Source organism: Gluconobacter albidus (assembly GCF_002005485.1).
GTDB lineage: Bacteria > Pseudomonadota > Alphaproteobacteria > Acetobacterales > Acetobacteraceae > Gluconobacter > Gluconobacter albidus.
This window is the reverse complement of the sequence record NZ_CP014690.1, coordinates 78954-97594: the sequence shown is the minus strand read 5'-3', so window position 1 is coordinate 97594 and position 18641 is coordinate 78954. Positions and strand designations below refer to the sequence as shown.

At 55.1% G+C, this 18641-nt stretch carries 15 protein-coding genes and 7 pseudogenes; 11 read left to right on the top strand and 11 right to left on the bottom strand.

Going from position 1 to position 18641, the window contains the following annotated elements:
- Nucleotides 1-48: 48 nt before the first annotated feature.
- Nucleotides 49-1128, top strand: a complete 1080-nt coding sequence (locus tag A0U94_RS14855; RefSeq protein WP_077804099.1) for an IS5 family transposase — start codon at nt 49-51, stop codon at nt 1126-1128.
- Between the two features lie 122 nt (nt 1129-1250).
- Nucleotides 1251-1997: pseudogene (locus tag A0U94_RS14850) on the top strand (transposase); the annotation flags it as partial.
- Between the two features lie 302 nt (nt 1998-2299).
- Here the strand turns inward: A0U94_RS14850 and A0U94_RS14845 are convergent.
- The gene (locus A0U94_RS14845; protein WP_077804098.1) at nt 2300-3277 is read right to left on the bottom strand and encodes an LLM class flavin-dependent oxidoreductase; all 978 of its coding nucleotides are present in this window, start codon (nt 3275-3277) and stop codon (nt 2300-2302) included.
- 315 nt (nt 3278-3592) lie between these two features.
- On the opposite strand from A0U94_RS14845, the gene A0U94_RS14840 reads away from it, so the two are divergent.
- Complete coding sequence (locus tag A0U94_RS14840) at nt 3593-4147, top strand: GNAT family N-acetyltransferase (protein ID WP_077804097.1); 555 nt, start codon at nt 3593-3595, stop codon at nt 4145-4147.
- A gap of 399 nt (nt 4148-4546) precedes the next feature.
- On the opposite strand, the pseudogene A0U94_RS14835 reads toward A0U94_RS14840, so the two are convergent.
- A pseudogene (locus A0U94_RS14835) lies at nt 4547-5335 on the bottom strand (IS481 family transposase); the annotation flags it as partial.
- A 254-nt stretch (nt 5336-5589) separates the two neighbouring features.
- Between A0U94_RS14835 and A0U94_RS14825 the strand changes: the two are divergent.
- Genes A0U94_RS14825 through A0U94_RS14820 form a run of 3 tightly spaced genes read left to right on the top strand, consistent with a single transcriptional unit; the run spans nt 5590 to nt 6895 of the window.
- Nucleotides 5590-6306 carry an IS110 family transposase gene (locus A0U94_RS14825; RefSeq protein ID WP_235993398.1) on the top strand — a complete coding sequence of 239 codons (717 nt, stop codon included), beginning with the start codon at nt 5590-5592 and terminating at the stop codon, nt 6304-6306.
- On the top strand, nt 6200-6550 hold the full coding sequence (locus A0U94_RS16195) for a transposase (RefSeq protein WP_338030066.1): 351 nt from the start codon (nt 6200-6202) through the stop codon (nt 6548-6550). The genes A0U94_RS14825 and A0U94_RS16195 overlap by 107 nt, the downstream gene beginning before the upstream one ends.
- Nucleotides 6551-6556: 6 nt before the next feature.
- Nucleotides 6557-6895: a nuclear transport factor 2 family protein gene (locus tag A0U94_RS14820; protein WP_077804096.1), complete on the top strand. Its 339-nt coding sequence runs from the start codon at nt 6557-6559 to the stop codon at nt 6893-6895.
- A 38-nt stretch (nt 6896-6933) separates the two neighbouring features.
- On the opposite strand, the gene A0U94_RS14815 is transcribed toward A0U94_RS14820, so the two are convergent.
- The gene (locus A0U94_RS14815) at nt 6934-8052 is read right to left on the bottom strand and encodes an MFS transporter (RefSeq protein WP_211556245.1); all 1119 of its coding nucleotides are present in this window, start codon (nt 8050-8052) and stop codon (nt 6934-6936) included.
- 72 nt (nt 8053-8124) lie between these two features.
- On the opposite strand from A0U94_RS14815, the gene A0U94_RS14810 reads away from it, so the two are divergent.
- Nucleotides 8125-8736, top strand: coding sequence for a TetR/AcrR family transcriptional regulator (locus A0U94_RS14810; protein WP_077804094.1), 612 nt, complete (start codon nt 8125-8127; stop codon nt 8734-8736).
- 266 nt (nt 8737-9002) lie between these two features.
- On the opposite strand, the pseudogene A0U94_RS14805 reads toward A0U94_RS14810, so the two are convergent.
- A pseudogene (locus A0U94_RS14805) lies at nt 9003-9395 on the bottom strand (helix-turn-helix domain-containing protein); the annotation flags it as partial.
- A gap of 44 nt (nt 9396-9439) precedes the next feature.
- Here A0U94_RS14805 and A0U94_RS14800 point away from each other — a divergent pair.
- Nucleotides 9440-9793 (top strand): annotated as a pseudogene (locus A0U94_RS14800) (integrase core domain-containing protein); the annotation flags it as partial.
- A gap of 156 nt (nt 9794-9949) precedes the next feature.
- Here the strand turns inward: A0U94_RS14800 and A0U94_RS14795 are convergent.
- The 6 genes and pseudogenes from A0U94_RS14795 to A0U94_RS14770 all read right to left on the bottom strand — a co-directional run.
- Nucleotides 9950-11359, bottom strand: coding sequence for a cytochrome c (locus A0U94_RS14795; protein WP_077804091.1), 1410 nt, complete (start codon nt 11357-11359; stop codon nt 9950-9952).
- A gap of 3 nt (nt 11360-11362) precedes the next feature.
- A complete protein-coding gene (locus A0U94_RS14790) occupies nt 11363-12955 on the bottom strand; it encodes a GMC family oxidoreductase (RefSeq protein WP_077804090.1) in 1593 nt (530 codons plus the stop codon).
- A gap of 25 nt (nt 12956-12980) precedes the next feature.
- A complete protein-coding gene (locus A0U94_RS14785) occupies nt 12981-13523 on the bottom strand; it encodes a sugar dehydrogenase complex small subunit (protein WP_077804089.1) in 543 nt (180 codons plus the stop codon).
- Nucleotides 13524-13599: 76 nt separating this feature from the next.
- Nucleotides 13600-14937: pseudogene (locus tag A0U94_RS14780) on the bottom strand (carbohydrate porin).
- Between the two features lie 140 nt (nt 14938-15077).
- A complete protein-coding gene (locus tag A0U94_RS14775; RefSeq protein WP_158093574.1) occupies nt 15078-15551 on the bottom strand; it encodes a GlcG/HbpS family heme-binding protein in 474 nt (157 codons plus the stop codon).
- 173 nt (nt 15552-15724) lie between these two features.
- A pseudogene (locus tag A0U94_RS14770) lies at nt 15725-16456 on the bottom strand (IS701 family transposase); the annotation flags it as partial.
- Between A0U94_RS14770 and A0U94_RS14765 the strand changes: the two are divergent.
- Nucleotides 16446-16640 (top strand): annotated as a pseudogene (locus A0U94_RS14765) (transposase zinc-binding domain-containing protein); the annotation flags it as partial. The pseudogenes A0U94_RS14770 and A0U94_RS14765 sit on opposite strands and share 11 nt — an antisense overlap.
- Nucleotides 16641-16944: 304 nt before the next feature.
- Here A0U94_RS14765 and A0U94_RS14760 read toward each other — a convergent pair.
- The gene (locus A0U94_RS14760) at nt 16945-17547 is read right to left on the bottom strand and encodes a TetR/AcrR family transcriptional regulator (protein WP_077804087.1); all 603 of its coding nucleotides are present in this window, start codon (nt 17545-17547) and stop codon (nt 16945-16947) included.
- 69 nt (nt 17548-17616) lie between these two features.
- Here A0U94_RS14760 and bdcA point away from each other — a divergent pair, with 69 nt between their 5' ends.
- Entirely contained in the window at nt 17617-18330 is a 714-nt protein-coding gene (gene bdcA, locus A0U94_RS14755) for an SDR family oxidoreductase (protein WP_077804086.1), read from the top strand.
- On the top strand, nt 18327-18632 hold the full coding sequence (locus tag A0U94_RS14750) for an EthD family reductase (RefSeq protein ID WP_077804085.1): 306 nt from the start codon (nt 18327-18329) through the stop codon (nt 18630-18632). The genes bdcA and A0U94_RS14750 overlap by 4 nt, the downstream gene beginning before the upstream one ends.
- Nucleotides 18633-18641 lie beyond the last annotated feature (9 nt).

Genomic DNA, 18641 nt, shown 5'->3' with positions numbered 1-18641 from the left:
AAGCAGCTCTGTGATTCCATTTCCTGTGAGTTGATTGGGATATGGAAAATGAAGCAGGCGGGATTTTTTGACGTTGAAGAGCGACTTGCTCGATTGAGCGGGCTTGGTGATCAGCTCGAAGCATTTTCCCGGACTGTGGATTTTGAAGTGTTCCGTCCTGATCTGGAGCAGGCTCTGGCCTATTCAGACGGAAGCAAGGGCGGGCGACCGCCGTTCGATCCAGTGTTGATGTTCAAAATCCTGGTGATCCAGACGCTGAACACTCTGTCCGATGAACGGACGGAGTATCTGATCAACGATCGCCTGTCGTTCATGCGCTTCCTTGGCCTGGGGCTTTCAGATCGTGTTCCTGATGCCAAAACACTCTGGCTGTTCCGTGAACGCCTGACCCAGGCCGGAGCGATTGAAAGGCTGTTTGATCGTTTTGATACCACCCTGCGCAACGCCGGATATCTGCCCATGTCAGGCCAGATCCTGGATGCAACGCTGGTGGCTGCTCCAAAGCAGCGGAACACCAACGCAGAGAAAGCCGATCTCCGGGCGGGCCGTATTCCCGAAGACTGGCAGGACAAGCGGGCAAAGCTGTCGCACAAGGATCGTCATGCGCGCTGGACGCTGAAGTTCACGAAGGCGAAGCGGCAGGATGACGGGACGATCCCGTCAACGAATCTCGCCATCCCGTTCTTTGGCTATAAATCGCATATTTCCATCGACCGGAAGTTCAGGTTCATCCGGAAATGGAAAGCGACAGATGCCGCCGCCAGTGACGGTGCCAGACTACGCGAGGGCTTGCTGGATAAAACCAATACCGCCTCAAGCGTCTGGGCCGATACCGCGTATCGCTCGAAAGCCAACGAAGACTTCATGGAAAAGCAGGGCTTTGTCTCAAAGGTCCACAGGAAAAAGCCGCATCTCAAGCCCATGCCCCGCCACATCCAGCGGTCCAACGCAGGGAAGTCGGTGATCCGGTCGCGTGTCGAGCATGTCTTTGCCGATCAGAAATCGCAGACGGGGCTCTTCATTCGGACTGTCGGTATCACCCGGGCCACCATGAGGATCGGCCTGGCCAATATTGTCTACAACATGCGCCGCTTCCTCTTCCTGGAGCGGATCAACGCGAGCGCGTAGTCCTCCAGCGGGGGACTACACTCGATCTGCTCAAAACGCAGACCGAAAACGACCTCAAGAACCGTCAATCAAATCACCAAAAGCCTGAAATCAGCACCAAGGCACATCAACCAACGGTTCTTCGATCCCTCCAGGTGGGAGCGATCGAGGGTCTGTTCAATCGCTTTGATACAACCCTGCGGAACGCAGGCTATCTGCCGATGTCCGGCCAGATCCTGGATGCCACACTGGTAGCTGCTCCAAAACAGCGCAATACCAACGCTGAGAAAGCCGACCTCCGGACAGGACGTATTCCTGCAGACTGGCAGGACAAGCGGGCAAAGCTGCCGCACAAGGATCGCCATGCGCGCTGGACGCTGAAGTTCACCAAAGCAAAACGGCAGGATGACGGAACAATCCCCACAACGGATCTCGCTATCCCGTTCTTTGGCTATAAATCGCACTTCTCTATCGATCGGAAATACCGGTTCATCCGGAAATGGAAAACAACACATGCCGCCGCCAATGATGGCGCGCGATTGAGAGAGGGGCTGCTGGATAAAACCAATACGGCCTCAAGCGTCTGGGCAGACACGGCGTATCGCTCCAAAGCCAATGAAGATTTCATGGAAAAGCAGGGCTTTGTCTCAAAGGTCCACAGGAAAAAGCCGCATCTCAAACCGATGCCCCGGCATATCCAGCGATCTAATGCAGGGAAGTCGGTGATCCGATCCCGCGTCGAGCACGTCTTTGCCGATCAGAAATCGCAGACCGGACTATTCATCCGAACTGTCGGTATCACCCGGGCCACCATGAGGATCGGGCTGGCTAATATCGTCTATAATATGCGCCGTTTCCTCTTCCTCGAAAGATTGAACGCGAGCGCGTAGTCATTCAGCGGGGTACAGCCCCAATCTGCTCAAAACGCAGAGCAGAGAGCATCGTAAAAACCGTCAATCAAATCGCCAAGCACATCAATCAAGGGTTCTTCGATCCCTCCATTTTGCGAAATTCCACAGTAAAGCAGAATCCTTCAAAAAACGAACACTAGTTGGCATAAGAAATATTATGCGACCTAGTGGTGGCTGCCCAATGCTACAAAAACAAGGCCATGTGCGTCATGGCGTTCGGCTTCACCACCATCTATAACAAACAACCCATGCGGTGCCGCCCCGTGTGCTCAGGTATGGGATTATTTTTCCATCAAATGGTGCGCGATGCCACTGAGGGTCTTTCGCCTCGCCTCCTGAGAATATAACGGCGTACCGATCAGGAGTTCATCAGGCCTGTACCGCTCTGCGAAAGCGGAAATGTTTTTTGTGACGTCTTCTGCGGTTCCTACGAAGGTATAACGCAGTGTGCTGTCAAGGAGACGCTGTTCCTGACTATTCCAGGACACTGACCGAGGTGCAGGAAAAGTCGAAGGACGTCCCTGACGCAGAGCAATGAAATGCTGCTGTAGAGATGTTGCCGCCTGCTGTGCTTCGATCTGCGTCTCTCCGATGACTGCGTTGATGCCCAGCATGGCATAAGGTGACTGCAGTCGCTCCGAAGGCTCAAACCGCTCACGGTACAGCGTCAGAGCCTCTTCCATCAGATCAGGAGCGAAATGGCTGGCGAATGCGAATGGCAGTCCCATGATGGCGGCCAGATGAGCGGAGAACAAGGACGATCCCAGCAGCCAGACCGGTATAGTCAGCCCCGCGCCCGGAACGGCAAAGACTGCCTGACCCTGTTCCGGTTTTTCAAAATAACGCAGCAGTTCGAACACGTCCTGTGGGAAGCGGTCAGCGGAGGCCGGATCACGACGCAGCGCGCGCATTGTGGCCTGATCGGAGCCGGGCGCGCGTCCAAGCCCAAGATCGACCCGGCCCGGATAAAGGCTTTCCAGCGTGCCGAACGCCTCGGCAATAGCAAGCGGGGCATGGTTTGGCAGCATGATCCCGCCTGCACCCACCCGGATGGTTTTCGTAGCGCCTGCGACATAGCCGATTACTACCGCAGTCGCAGCGGAGGCAATGCCCGCCATTGAGTGATGTTCAGCCAGCCAGAAACGCTTGAAGCCCAGACTTTCCGCATGCTGCGCAAGATCCGCACTCCGATGAAGCGCCTCGGTCGCCGAACTGCCTTCGGTGATGAACGCGAGATCGAGAATTGAAAGTGGAATCATGTGCAACGCCCTGTCAGCAGTTTGCCCATACAGGTGGGGTGAACTGTGGGATGTGCCAAGCAGAAAGGGCCAACCTTCTAAAACTCGAGAATGTTCTTCTCCGATCTCAGAAAGGAATACTGTTCCTGCCACCCTACAGGATACGGTCTATAGAAAAATCAACGATATCTCTCATGAGCCGACGGTAGTCTGCCTCAGCACCGCAGGATATGCATCCGATTGATAGGTTTTTTTCTTTAGAGCTACGTTTTAGAAAATAGATTTTTGATGAGGTTCGAGCCATGAATGCTCGGCTGAGACCAGTTTAGGACCATTATGACGACTTACGCTGCAGGAAAGATTCGAACACGTTGGGCTACGAGCAGCGATCTTCCTGCGTTAAAAAATCTCATCAACAGATCTATCGACGCATTACAGGTAGGATTTCTCACTCCTGAGCAAATCATCGCCAGTCACGCCGTCATGGGTCTGGATACCCAATTGGTTCAAGACGGATCCTATCTCATAGCCGAATATGACGGGGTTTTAGCGGGATGCGGAGGATGGAGTAAGCGCGCAACGCTTTACGGAGGTGATCACAGCAGCGATCTTCGTGATCCTATTCTACTCAATCCTGAACGAGACCCTGCGAGGATCAGGGCAATGTACACCGACCCCGCGTTCACGCGAAAAGGGATCGGCAGTCTTATTTTGAAGCAGTGCGAACAAGCTGCAGCAGATCATGGTTTCAGAACTGCTGAGCTCATGGCCACTCTCAGTGGAGAACCCCTCTACATCGCCTCCGGTTATTACCCTTTAGAAAGAGTTGAAGCCACAGGGGATGGAGTGAACGTTCCACTGATACGAATGCAAAAAAAATTAAAGCTTTAGTCTTAGCTGGCAGGTCTGTACAAATTTTCCAAAAAATAGACCCCTCCCCACCCCCTATGTCCGTTAATTTCTATTATCGGACATAGGGTAGTATGCATGAAATCGTCTCTAAAATGCTCTTCCTATGTGCTGATTTGGAGCCCTTGTCCTCGGACAAAAACAACTCTGGAAAAGATGGTTTCATCGCCTCTGCCATTCCGGGCGTGAGGAATTACACCCCCGCATAGACCCACAATCCTTTATCGGTTGTGCAGCGGCTTTGGGGGGGGGAAGCGAAAGGTCTGCTTTTAGATCCTATTACAAACAAGCAGACATCGTTGATTAGTCTCCTTCGCTTCAAACGAAAAATTGATTACTTAAGACTCTCCAAATCATCTAGGTGTTTAGTCCCGTGGTTTGATGGGTTGGATTATGGAAGCGTTTGACGGTTGCTTCCTTGATTGTCCGGTTCATCCGCTCAACCTGACCGTTCGTCCAGGGATGATTGGGTTTCGTCAGACGATGTTCGATCCCGTGAGCTTCGCAGATCATGTCGAAGCGCATGGGGCGAGACCAGGCCGTATTGCGGTTACGGGGCTGATCAGCGAACTGGATGCCGTTATCGGTCAGAATGGTATGGATCCGGTAAGGAATGATGCTCAGGAGATATTCGAGGAATTCCCAGGCGGTCTTCCGATCGGCTTTCCCGACGAGTTGTGTGACAGCGAACTTGCTGGTCCGATCGATGGCGACGAAGAGATACAGCTTGCCTTCAGCAGTCTGGACCTCGGCAATATCGATGTGAAAAAAGCCGATGGGATAGCGTTTGAAACGTTGTCGTCTGGGCTTGTCTCCCTCGATATCCGGAAGCCGGGATATTCCGTGGCGCTGCAGGCAGCGATGCAGGGCCGAGCGTGTCAGATGGGGAATGCTGGCCTGCAGGGCATAAAGGCAGTCATCCAGCGGCAGCAACGTATGCCGGCGAAACGCCACGATCATTGCTTCGTCCGTCTCGGACAGAACTGTGGATCGCGGCTCTTTGGGACCTGTCTTCTGATCCTCAACCGTTTGACGCTTCCGCCACTTTGCAACTGTTTTCGGGTTGACCCCGAACTTCTTGCTCAGCGTCGCGAGCGAAGCCTGCGATCGCTGTATTGCTGCTCGCACGGCGTGCGTGGTCGTGGCGCTGCCATGACGTATCTGTCCCATAAGGCTTCCTTCCACTCGCGTGAAAATACCACACCATCAAACCCCGGGACTAAACACCTTATGTGTTTCCAGCCTGTTATGATGACCTCATGAACGACCCTGGCCAGGGTCGTTCATGAGGTGAGATACAGCGCTTAACACCTGGTAGCCTGACCACGTTTTCTAGCAGGCTGATCTCGCCTCTCTTCACCGTCTCGAACAGTTGACGGCGGCCCGGTTCCGGGACCGCGAACATAAGAAAGAGAGAGAGTGATATGTCTTCGGAAACGGTCATTGGAGTAGATGTGTCTCGAGACTGGCTTGATGGCTTTTGCCTGCCAGAAAAGCAGAGATTTCGTTTTCAGAATTCACCTGATGGCCATGCCAGATTACTGGAAACTCTTCAGAGTATGCCGGACGGTCTCACGGTTGGATTTGAAGCCACCGGTGGACAGGAATGGGCACTCTGGCGTGTTCTCATCAGTATGGGACTCAATGCCGTCCAGTTGCCTCCAGCACAGATCAAAGCTTTCGCACTCGCCATGGGGAAACGCGCGAAAACCGATCAGATCGATGCGGAATTGATTGCGCGCTTTATGGCTTTTCGTCCAGAAGCAGGACGAACACTGCCGGATGAGAAGCTCCAGTTTCTGCGGGCACTGACGGTGCGCAGAGCTCAGATGGTGGAGGCACGTAAACGGCTTTCTGCCCAGATTTCGGCGCGCCGCAAGCAAGGTGTGAGCGCTGAACTGGAGGAGATGGACAGCAGTCTCAAAGCATTTCTCGAAAGCCAGATCAGCGAGCTTGAACAACGGATTGAAAAGCGTTATCGCAAAGGCAGAAGAACTCTCCGCCATAGCAGAGCCTCTCCGTTTCATTCCTGGTATGGGCCCGGTATCAGTCGCCATGCTTCTCGCAGAAATGCCAAAGCTCGGCCCCATGACAGCGACAGAAGCCGCTGCCATGACCGGACTTGCGCCAATGGCTCATGATAGTGGCGCGATGCGTGGGAAACGGGTCATTTCAGGGGGAAGAAGATCTCTCCGCCACGTGCTGTTCCAGGCAGGATTGGCAGCTGCCTGCCATAATCCAGTTCTGAAAGCTGTTGCCAAGCGCATGAAAGAGCGGGGTAAACCACATAAACTAGTGATCGTCGCTATCGCACGGCGCCTCATCACAATCGCCAACGCTATCCTCAAAACTGGAGTGCCATGGCGCATTAGCTCCGCCGCTTAAACACAGTTGCTAGGCGGCCTTGCCCATTTTACTGGTCTGCCGCTTATCGATCTGCGGGGTGACGTCGCGATTGTCACATCCTACCTCATGATTATTCATCTTGACCATGAAGGTCATCGACGCGAACTGCCAAATCATGGGGCCTCGACGGGATACCGCATTCACCGCGTGGTCGTGAACCGTTGGGAGCTTGAACGGCACAAAGGTCGCTGGATGATTGCCAGGCGCACCCTTCTGCCCGTCGACGGGTCGGCTGAGCAGCAGGAGCTGCTGCGCAGGGGTTTGAATGGGGTGTATCGCAGATCATTGGGATCTGAAGAGAACGAAGACCCGATCGACGGATAGTTGATGGTGTCGCAAAACGCCGCAGGTTGGTCAGTTTCTTACAACGATGGCCGACCAGAGACAGCAACGCCGCCCAAAGCCAGAATAATGGCGGCTATGAAGGCAGAACTTATATTGCCAGGGAGATATTCCAAAAACGATGACAGGAATTGCCCCATAAAAATGGCAACAGACAGGTAGGCAAGTGCTGAGCCGCGTTCGACAGAGTGGGTGCGTTCGATCGTCAGGTGATTGACGAGGGGAACTGTCAGTCCGAAACCGGTCCCGAGCATGATTGCAGCGCCAATCATCGGGACTGCCGTCATCATGGAAGCAAAAAGTGCATGGGCGGCTGCATAGGCCAGAAAGCCCGCCCGCAAAGTGTTTTGCTCCCCGATACGCCGACAGATTTTTGGGAGAAACCACGCTGCTCCTACAGCGACAAGAGAGACGAATGACAGAAAATACCCTGTTTGCGCCTCGGAGAAGTGAATGCCTTCCAGCCGTCTGGGCAAGGAGATGATCGCTGTGAAGAACACGGTCATGGAGAGGAGAGCGGCTATATATATTCGCGCCAGTTTGCCCAGAACAGAACCTCGATCTGCTTCTGTTTGGGGTGACGCAACGGGTTTGACTGGCGGATACGGTACGAACAGTTCGACGAGGACGAGAAAGACCCAACTCATCAGATAGAGCGAAAACGGCCATTGCCATCCCATACTGGCGAGGAGTCCTCCCAGAGACAGGAAGATAACGCCTCCCAGTTCAATGGCCATGCCCTGGAGTGCGATCATCTTGAGCCGCGCGTGTCCCTCAAAAAAATCTGATAAAAGCCCTGTGCCCGAAGCCATCACGATCGCTGTTGCTCCCCCGAGCAAAAGCCGGTCAGAAAAGATCAATACTGCGTTGCTCAGCCATATACATGCCAGCCCGAGCGCTCCGTACAGAGCGAGGCCAATACGCAAGGCCTGGCGAGAGCCAAGGCGTGTAATCAGGTGGCCGGCAAAGGGGCCAAAGATCACTACGCCGAGTGAGGGCAAGGTGACCAGCCAGCTTGCTTCCTGGGAGAGACCGAGAGCCGTCGCGATGCCGGGCAGGCCAGGTACGATAACGCAGCCGACCATGATCGTCAGACATGCGACACAGAGCAGAGCAAAGACGCCCCTTCGCTTTAACATGGACATTTCCTGTTTGGGCAATCTAAATACGAGACCAAGGTATCATAATATATACGAGACCGGCGTACCGCAATGACGAAAATGACAACCTCTACTCGCTCTCCGGGGCGCCCGCGCGATAATAAAGTTGGGCCAAGCCTGTTGGCGGCAGCCCGGCAGCTCGTCCTGCAACACGGATATTGCGGTGTCAGCATCCAGATGATTGCAACAGAGGCTGGTGTTGGCAGGCAGACGCTCTATCGCCGATGGCCGAGTAAGGCTGAACTCGTTCTGGCCGCGTTCCTGGAAAGCGCTGGTGATGCGGACGTTCTATCGGACGGCCGCGCCGAGAAGCGGTTGCTGCATTTTCTGGTCAACGTGTTCAGGAACTTGCAGCAGGATGGACCTGCGATCAGGAACCTGATTGCGTCCGCGCAGGACGATCCCGAATTTCTAAAGAGTTTCCGGGCCGGTTTTGTTGAGCCAAGAGCGGAAATCGTCGCCACCATTTTTCGTGACGGCATTGCAAACGGAGAAATCCTGGAAGATGCCGATGTGGAAATGGCGGTCGCCGCGTTTCATGGTGCATTTTGGTATCACCTTCTTCTGGGAGGCAAACTTGATGCTGAATTCGCGCAGCGCCTTACGAGGCTCATTATGAAAAGTATTTCAAAAGAGCCTCGTGAAGAGGAACTATTGAAATAGTTCATTCACCATGTGGACAGCGTCCAGATAAAATTATTTGAATTTATTCATCTATGTTTGACCGTATCGCCTGAATGGGAGCCATCGTGCCGAAGACTCTATCCCGGCGGATGAGCGCGTGGAACAAAGCGGCTGCAATATGAGCGAGGATATCTGCTGAAGTTCTGCGGAAGTCGATCAGACCGTTTGCTGATTCAGTCTCTAGCAACTGTGTTTAAGCGGCGGAGCTAATGCGCCATGGCACTCCAGTTTTGAGGATAGCGTTGGCGATTGTGATATGAAACACCGAAACGCTTCTCAATCACCCGCTTCAGATCAATACTGCGCCAACGGACCACACAGCCTCGGTTACGATCAGGTCCGGCGACGATCAATGCCGAGAGCTCCGCCTGCTGGTCCGCCGTCAGGCGGCAGACAGAGGCATTGCACCATTGATACCGCAGGCCGGCTGGGCCTGCAGCATTGAACCGGAGCACCCAGTCCCGCAGGGTTTGCCGGTCCATGCCACCGATCCGCGCCGCTTCGCCTCGACTGCTACCCTCACGCACCGCAGCCAGAGACAAAAGGCGCCTTGCAACATTCGCATCCCGTGTACGAGCGGCCAGCCACCGAAGCGCATCAGCCGTATAATCCGTCCGTAAAGCAATCGCTCTAGCCATACCCGACCCTCCGTCCAAGGACTGAATCAGAACAGCCTTCGGTATCATTATCAGGTGGACGTGTGGCGCGGGAACTGACGGCCCTGGTGGAAAGATATGGCAAACCCTCATGATTGTCAGTGACAACGGTACGGAGTTCACATCCCATGCCATCCTGAAATGGGCGGATGAGATGAAGGTTGAATGGCATTATATCGCCCCCGGGACACCGCAACAGAGCAGTTTTGTCGAAAGTTTCAACGGCCGGTTGAAGGATGAATGCCACAACGAGACGCTGTTCACGTCTCTCAGCCATGCCCGACAGGCTCTGGCTGACTGGCGGGAAAGACTACAATACGGTGCGCCCCCATTTCCAACTGGGTGGCAGAACACCGGATCAGGTTGCCAGACAAGTATCTCGGGGGCACGCCCACGAGATACTTGTCATCCCATCAACCCAAAGCCATAAAAAACGGGGTACGTCAAAAAGAACCGTCAATCAGAACGTCCAAAGCCGCGAATCAGAAACAAGACACATCAACCCAACGGTTCTTCGGTCCCTCCAGCTTCGTCCCTTAGCGCGTTGCCACTTTGCGGCGAGCTAGAAGAAAAATGATAATCAAAACAAACAATCCTGCAGCAGCTATTCCTGCAACACTCATGCTATGAGCGTAGCGTGCTATAAAGGGCTTGGGGCCGCCACGTTTGAGCAGTTCGACATCGCTAGCGCTGACATGCAAGGCGTCATTCCCAAATCTGGAGAGAACATAGTTTGCAACAGCGGCAACCTGCTCGTTGTTCAACTGGCCTTCGAAGGCTGGCATCGCAACGGTTCCGTTGTTGGTGGCACGGTCCACGCCTTTGAGGATGGCCATAACCAGGTTCTGAGACGTTGGACCACCGACAATGGTGTTCGAGGTCAGTGAAGGATAGAACTGGTCATGTGTCCCCTGCCCGTTCAACTGATGGCACGAGGCGCACGCACCGGTGTACAATTCCGCACCATTGGTGCTTGTTCCCAGTGTCATCGCATCAGGGCTGCGGTCGATCGGTGCGTCAAGCTTTGCGAGGTCTGCGAGCTTTGGCGTGCTGAAGCTGAAGCCCGGAGCTTTCTGGTTCGGGTCCCGAACAGGCTTGACGGTACGCAGGTACTCGACAATCGAGGTCAGGTCAGAATCAGTGAGGTGACGCAGACTGTGTTCGACCGCTTCTGCCATGCCTCCTGCCGCCTGGCTTTTGCCATGAGCACTGCCGTCACGCAGATAGGACTTGATGTCTTCGTCACTCCATCCGCCAATGCCACTGACAGGATCCGAGGTGATATTTGGTGCGTGCCACCCCCCGAGGTCCGCACCGCCGAGAAAGCGGCTCTGGTCTTCAGACATGGCAATGTTACGCGGTGTGTGACAAGTCGAACAATGAGCCAACACGTTGACCAGATACTCACCGCGCTTGGCGCCCCCCTCTTGTGTGGTTGCGGCGGGCATGGGCTTTCCGCTCGCATACAGCACGTTCCATCCCGCCATCAACCAGCGCTGGGAAAATGGAAAGGGAAGGTTCGTTTTCTTGACCGGGGCCTCATCGACAGGCGCGGTACCTTGCATAAAATACACATATAACGCGTGAATGTCAGCATCACTGATACCGGAATATGAGGTATAGGGCATCGCCGGGTAAAGATTACCTTCAGGGGCGACGCCTTCACGAACGGCTTGAGCAAACTGGCCTTCGGTCCAGTTGCCAATACCGTAGGTTTTTGAAGGCGAGATGTTGGAGGCAATGATGTCCCCCAGCGGTGAAGAAATGACGTAACCGCCACCATAATCTTTGCCACCCGGATTGGTGTGGCAGGCCATACAATCTGCCGCGCGGGCAATGTAAGCTCCCTTTTTAATGAAATCGTCAGTGCCATCCTGAGCCATCGCGAAATGCGGGATGGCGGCAAGGGTGAGAAGGCCAAGACCAGCGATGAGAGAACGTGTCATGACTCAGACTTCCTTGGCGATAATATCGGCAGCGCGAATGGCGAAGGCTACGCCTGTCAAGGTCGGGTTGACGACACCGCAAGCCGGGATGACGCCAGTTGTCGCCATGAACAGGTTACTATGGTCCCAGGCCCGGCAGTCCTTGTCGACCACCGAGGTCTTGGCATCATTACCCATAATGACGGTTCCCATGATGTGGTCACGGTTCTGCCAGCCGGTATTGTCGTTAATAACTGTACCACCCATCGTCTGAACGAACTTTGCGTAATCTGCCTTGGCTTTGACAGCTCCGCGCTCAATGTAATCATCGGTGTTGTAGTGGACGGTCATGGTCGGAATCCCCAGCGCGTCCTTGCGGGTCGCCGAGGGCTGAATGCGGTTTTCAGGGTTTGGAAGCAGTTCGAACACCGAGGAGATATCCACCCAACGTGCCGCCCAGTCCTTGATTTTTTCATCGAGTTCAGGTCCCACGATACCCTGGGACAGAAGATGCTGTGTGATGGCTCTGTTTGGCACGGTGTTGGTCAAGGCATGTTTGATGGCAGAGTGTTCACGACGAAACTCACCATCACGCCAGTTGAAGATGCCACCTTGCTGAACCTGCCCGCGACCTGGCCACAGCGGTTCGTCTGCCAGGAACTGCAGCCCCATGCCAGTATGGTCCATAATGTTGCGCCCGACCTGGTCGGACGAGTTGGCAACATCAGACATGAGCAAAAGTTTTGGGGTCTCCAGGCCGTTTGCAGCGATGATGAAATACCGTGCAGTCAGGCGGATGTCTTTGTGATCGGACGTTCTGTAGTGCGCTGCGACAATTTTGCCGTCCGAGCCCTTCTCGAGCTTATAGACCGTGGCGTCCTCGATAACTTTGCCGCCCATTTTTACGACGTGCTTAGCATGGACATCGCCGGAATACATGGCCCCGATGGGACAGACGGGCATGCAGTTGTTGTTGCCTGAGCAGCCAGGGCGACCATCCCAGGGCTGATTGGTGCGTGCGTTGGGCTCATGGATGAAGTTGAACCCTTCCGGAGCCAGGCGGGCCTTAATGCGCTGGAAGTAGTAGGTTTCCGCTTCGGGAGGCACTGGATACGGTGTGGAGCGGTGTGGAAACTGGCCTGCTCCGCCCTGCCCGGACTGATCCTGCGTGTCGCTGCCGGCCACACCAAGATTGAACTCGGCGCGTCCGTAATAAGGCTCCAGTTCATCATAGGAAATAGGCCAGTCGCGCCCGACACCATAAAGGGTCCTGAGCTTCATATCGTTGGGCAGGAAGCGCCAGGTGGCCGCTGCCCAGTGCCAGGTTGTACCACCGACCAGGCGGAGCATTCCGGGAAGGAATTTAAAGCTACCTGTGTTCTCAATATAATCGGGTGAGAAAGATGTCGGCGCCCAGGGTTGGTTCGGGTAGGGGTCGTTATGGTTGCCTTTCCGCGGAGACGAACGAAAGTTCTCAACGATTTTCCAACGCGGGATCCACCTGCCGGATTCCAGGACAATGACAGACTTGCCCTGTTTGAGAAGTTCATAGGCTGCGTTGCTGCCAACTGCGCCTGAGCCGACGACAATCACGTCTGCATCGTATTGAGTGGTCATGATTCTACCTACCTGAAATCAGCAATCAACCAGCGCTCTGGCTGGCGGGTGGGTTCACCCAGTAATTGGTGTGACCACGGGAATAACTTGGGATGACGGTTGTGTCGGCTGTCGGCGCGTACATCAGGGCGCCCACATAGGTGACGAAGGTTGCGTCATCGACAGGATGGCCCACGGCGGGCGTGGCGTCCATGAGGGGTGTGCCCGTATAGCCCAGATACCATGCGGAAATGATGCTCATCGCAACAGGAGCCTGATTCGCATTCTGCTCAGCAAACTGCTTGAAATCGGACATGTCCTTCAGACCATAGGTCTTCATGGCGCTGATGAGGCTACCGACCTTCTGGGGGAAGCTGCTGTCCAGGGCCGTCAGGGCTGTGAGGATCCTGTTGGAAATTTCAAGATTGAGTCCTGACTTTCCTGTCAGGGTTCCACACAGGTCATGAAACTGCGAAAGGGTGACGAGACCGGCTGCGCGCGCAAAGCCCGGAAGGCTGCCGAGAGCTGGAAGCGTCAACGAGGTTGCGAGAACCTGCCGGCGGGAGAGACCCTTTTTTGTGAAGCGCATAGAGATAGATCCTCAAGTTCTGAAATACCGTTCTGACAGTGACGCAGGCTTTAACACCCTCAACATCCCGTCTTCCCTAGAAGGCAACATTCAAAGCACTGCTCAGTACAGCAGCGTCGTTAAAAACCGTCGTTCCACCGACATGGTTGACGTACTGGAAGTCGCCCTGAAGGGTGACACCGGTCCGGACATGATAGGTGTAATACGCTTCATAAATGGTCTCATGGCCCTGAATGCCGTATGGCGTTCCGAAATTGGCACCGACCAGCGCCAAACCGTTGGCAAGAGCAGCCTGCTGGGACAAAACCGCACTGCGGGAGAAATGGGCCCACTGGAAAGCGATGCCGATACCGTCCTCCGGGCGGCCCCACAGATGCCCTGTATCCATAAGCGCCGCGACGATATGGTGGTTGATCTGTGAGGTTTTACCGTCTGCGTAGGCGTATTGAGCACCGAAGACGAGGCCGTTGGATGGGCCATCGCCGTGTCGAACCAGCATCTGGTCTGCCATGACCCATACAGACGTCTGACCGCTTTGTTTGCGAGCGGGCAGACCCGTGACAACCCATGGCCGCCCGTTGATGTCCTCATACAGGTTGTTGTAGCGCGAGTTGTCGTACATCACTCCAACCTTGTAGTGACCGATCAGCTTGTCGTGTCCGAATTCAGGAATCCAGCCAATTTCAGCTTCCGTTGAAAGTTTGCCCAGATTGGATTGTCCCTAGGACCAGCCGGAGATACCGCCGTTATATGAATGTGGCGAGACGGCGAAGACACCTCCCATGACATAAACATGAGGATTGGGCATCAGGCGCAGCACCCCACCGATATTGCCAGAAGGCCAGTCCCGCCCGCCTACGAGGTACTTCGTCGGCGTGACGTTTCCGCACATCCAGACGTTCATGAAGTTACACACCCAAGGGGCATTGTTGAAAAACGTCCCGGTCGGGATCCAGCCGGTGGCCAGGTCGATTTTATGGTTGAACCAGGATTTCTCGAAATATGCCCAGACGAGATGGGCAACGACGTTTCCACGCGCACCGTAGATCTGCTGAACCTGATTGCCGTTATCACCAAAGGAGCGGCTGAGATTGGTTCCGTGCCCATTGACGATGAGGGTGTGCAGCCACAAATCATCTGACCACTGACCGGTTCCAAAAAGCTTGCGAAAGTCGATATCGACGGTGCTGCCAACCTGACCTGCAACGGTGTAAGTTTTCTTGCGACCTCCTGATACATTTCCGGAAATCCCTTCGTACAGGGCAAGAGCGACATAAACGCCGTGCTTTTGAAGCCAAGGCTGTATCCCGCCCCAGTCTCCGAGGGCGTGCGTCGTCCCATATGGTGCACCGAATGATGGGGCCCCATAGGGCGATTGCAGAAAACCGGGGATAGTCTGCTGCAGGTTTGTCATTTTCACAGATGCAGGCGAGCTCTGGGTGTTGGTCGCATTATCAGCGTAAGCTGCGGACGAACTCGCAAGCAGTGTTACAGCGGCAGCGAGGCAGCAGCGCCAAAGACGGTTAGAGCTCATACAAAGACAACTCCAGCGCGTCAGAGAGCGTTAGCAGCGGCATGGACGACTGCGAGATCCTTCGAGCCATCGGGAGTGCTTATGGCAATGGAGCCGACGACGGTTTTGCCGACGAAGAGCGGAACACCACCTGGGTTGCTTGAGAGATCCGGCACAGCGAGATTGTGAACCTCTCCTTTGACCAGCCCTTCATAGGACACGTTGGTGTCTGTCTTGAAAATGGCGGCCGACTTGGCTTTTCCTAATGCTGCAGAGAGACAATTGGGAGTAGCATTCACCTGACGCTCGACATAGAGAGGAACGCCATCAGGGTCCGCGATAACGATACAGCCATTAATGTGCTGCTCGGCTAAAGCTTTGCGGGCGGCCGACGCCATCTTCAAAACATCTGCGTCCTCGAGTGCTGGCTTTTGCTCAACAGCCAATACCTGGCTTGCAGAGCCAAGGAACGTAGCGATTAAGATAGATGAGGTAACAAAAAAGTTGTTTTTCATAACATTCCTATGTTCGATTCGCTCTGCATACGACATTGAACATAATACGACGCTTGAAAATTCCGTGATCAGCACACAGTTGCGTTTTTATTTTAATGCCTGAGCCTGATGGGCTCGTCGAAAAACGGACCACCGGAGGATATGCGGGACCCGGATCTGGGCCTGGGTGATTTTCACGACGAGGCGACGGATTTCCTGAATTGACCACTGGATAAGCTTTTGCGCGTTGGAAGCGGTCTTTTTTTGAGCGCAAGGACGTTCGCCTGGGAGCGCACGGCGGCCATCATGGCGTGGGCGAGCATGACCAGAGAGACGTGGCGGTGCCAGCCGTGCCAGGAACGGGTCTCGTTGTGGTCAAGGCCAAATTCGTTCTTGGCGGTCTCAAAGCCTTCCTCGATCCGCCAGCGCGCGCCTTCAACGCGGGCCAGCGTTTCAAGCGGCGTCCCCTGGGGGCACCAGGTTATGAAATAGCGCAGATCGCCATCAGCGGGATTGCGGCGGACCAGCAGGCCTCGGGTCCATGTTCCGGTCAGGGTGTCAGCATATTCCGACGCGTGGAGATCGGCCATCGGGCAATACAACCAGTCATACCATCGCTCGCCCTTGGTACCGTGCCCGGCCGAACACCGGACCCAGGCTTCGTCAGGCAGGGTGTTGATAATCTCGCGGGCCTCGGCGACCCACATCACGTCAGGTCGCCAGGAGTAAAACCAGTGGTTGGCATTCACGCCCAGCACGAAACCTTTGCCCGTGCGGCGTAGAGCCATTTCCAAATCGCCGACACCATACACGCTGTCGCCCGCGACCCAAGCGAACGATATGTCGGCATCCAGCGCACGTCCGATCATCGTAGTTGCCAGCGCCGGTTTGGTGGCAAAGCGGATATCATCAGGAACATGCGCCGCTGGTGGGCATGTCGCGCCCTGCGGGTACTGCGGACACTGGCGGATCGCCTATAACAGCTGCCGCAACCGTCACTGTCCGCGCTGTCAGGTGAACGCCGCGCGGACATGGCTGGCCGAGCGGGAGGCCGATCTGCTGCCGGTCGGGTATTTCCATGTCGTCTTCACCCTGCCGGCACGGATTTCGACCGACGCCCGTCTATAGAGAGAGGAAGGCCCACGACGAAAATGAGAAATGCGGTAGTCCAAGGTTGGGATGCACAGTTTGCCCGACATTACGCAGAATCCATCGCCTGTCAGATCCTAAATTTAGCTGCGTCCGATTTTGGGAAGTTGCAGACACCGTCTGAACGACCGCTTTGAAGGCGTAAGCCGCCTGTCTGCTCCTACATCACTGAGCAGATAGGCAGTTTAATGAAAGTCAGCCTGAGATCAGTTCGTAGAGTCGGGATTGCGAACATATCACCATATCATCACTATTGATCAACTGCCTACGCGCTTCCCTCGATAAGTGAACGTAGGCCGACCGTAGCAACCGCTGCGACCTGCTCCAGACATACACAGCTGACACCATCTCGCGCAGCAGCCGACATGCCGGCCATTGTCACCGTCACGACGTCGGTTGCGATTAATGCTACCGCTGGTGCCCCGCGGGCGATGAAGGCTTGCAGCTTTTCACGACGGATCTGAGCAACGCGCATAGCGATGCGCCTTCCTTCGCCGCTACGATCGGCCCGCAACGCTTCAAGGATCAGGCACCCTGCTTGATCACTGCAGGTCGTGTATGTGCGTGCGGCTTCGCCCAGCAGCTCGGCAATACTGTCGACAATCGGACAGTCATCACGAAAGAAGGCCTCCAGCGGCAGAACTTCGGCCACATACGCTTCTGCAATTCGCTCGAAATAGGCGGCCTTGCTCCCAAACGCAGCATAGAAGCTGGCCGGCCGGATACCGAGTGCCTCGGTAATGGCGGCAATACCAAGCGCTTCATAACCGTGCGTGTGAAATAATGCGCGCCCGGTGATGAGAGCGGCATTTGGATCGAACCGGCGGGGGCGGCCACGCGCTCCTTTTGATAATAAATGATCGGTCACTCAAAAATCCTTGACGTTAGTGCTTAATGAATTATGTAGCGATCAATCAACAAATTCAAGGAGCTCCTAATGTTGGCTTCGGCAACACGCAAAATTCTGGTCATCGGCGGCAGTCGTGGAATTGGGGCGGCGATCGTCGCGCGCTTTGCTGCAGAAGGCGACGACGTGTCATTCACCTGGGCTGGATCGCAGACAGCTGCGGAGGCAGTCGCGGCTCGTACTGGCGCACACGCGATCCGCAGCGACGCTTCAGACCGCGATGCGACGATTGCCCTCCTGCGCGAGATAGGGCCGCTTGATGTTTTGGTCTATAATTCCGCCCTTCTGTTGCCAGGCGACCCGCTAACGCTGGAGCCGGATGCAGTAGACCATCTGATCGACGTCAATATTCGCGGCCCTTATTTCGCATCCGTCGAAGCTGCGCGTCAGATGAGTGAGGGCGGCCGGATTATCCTGATAGGTTCTGTGCATGGAGACAGAATGCCGTTCGAAGGTCTTACGGCTTATGGAATGAGTAAATCGGCATTGCAGGGTCTTGCGCGTGGTCTGGCACGAGATTTTGGCGCGCGTGATATCACGGTTAACGTGGTGCAACCGGGTCCGACGAACACCGACATGAATCCTCATGACGGTCCCCTCGTGCAGGCGATGCATGACGAGATGGCGCTCAAACGGCACGGCACAGCAGAAGATGTGGCACACTTGGTGGCCTATCTCGTAGGTCCGCATGCGAGTGGGATCACGGGCGCCATGCACACGATTGACGGCGGGTTCGGCGCATGAATGAAGCGGTCTTATATGTGATCTATCGCGGCACACCAGCCGATCGTTTCGACCGGGTATACTATGTGGAGCGCCACCTGCCGCTGGTGAGGAATGCCTTTGGTGCCTATGGGCTTGTGTCGCTCGCAGCATTCTACCCAGCGAAGGACACTTCCGAAACTGTCGCGATCTGCGAGTGCCGCTTTACCGATTCAGCCAGTATCGAGGTCGCATTCAGCAGTCGGGAAGTTGCGGCCGTCATGGCGGATGTGCCTCGCTTTACCAATCTTGAACCACTGCGCCTGCGCGTATTGCCTCTCTGAGGTTCTGAT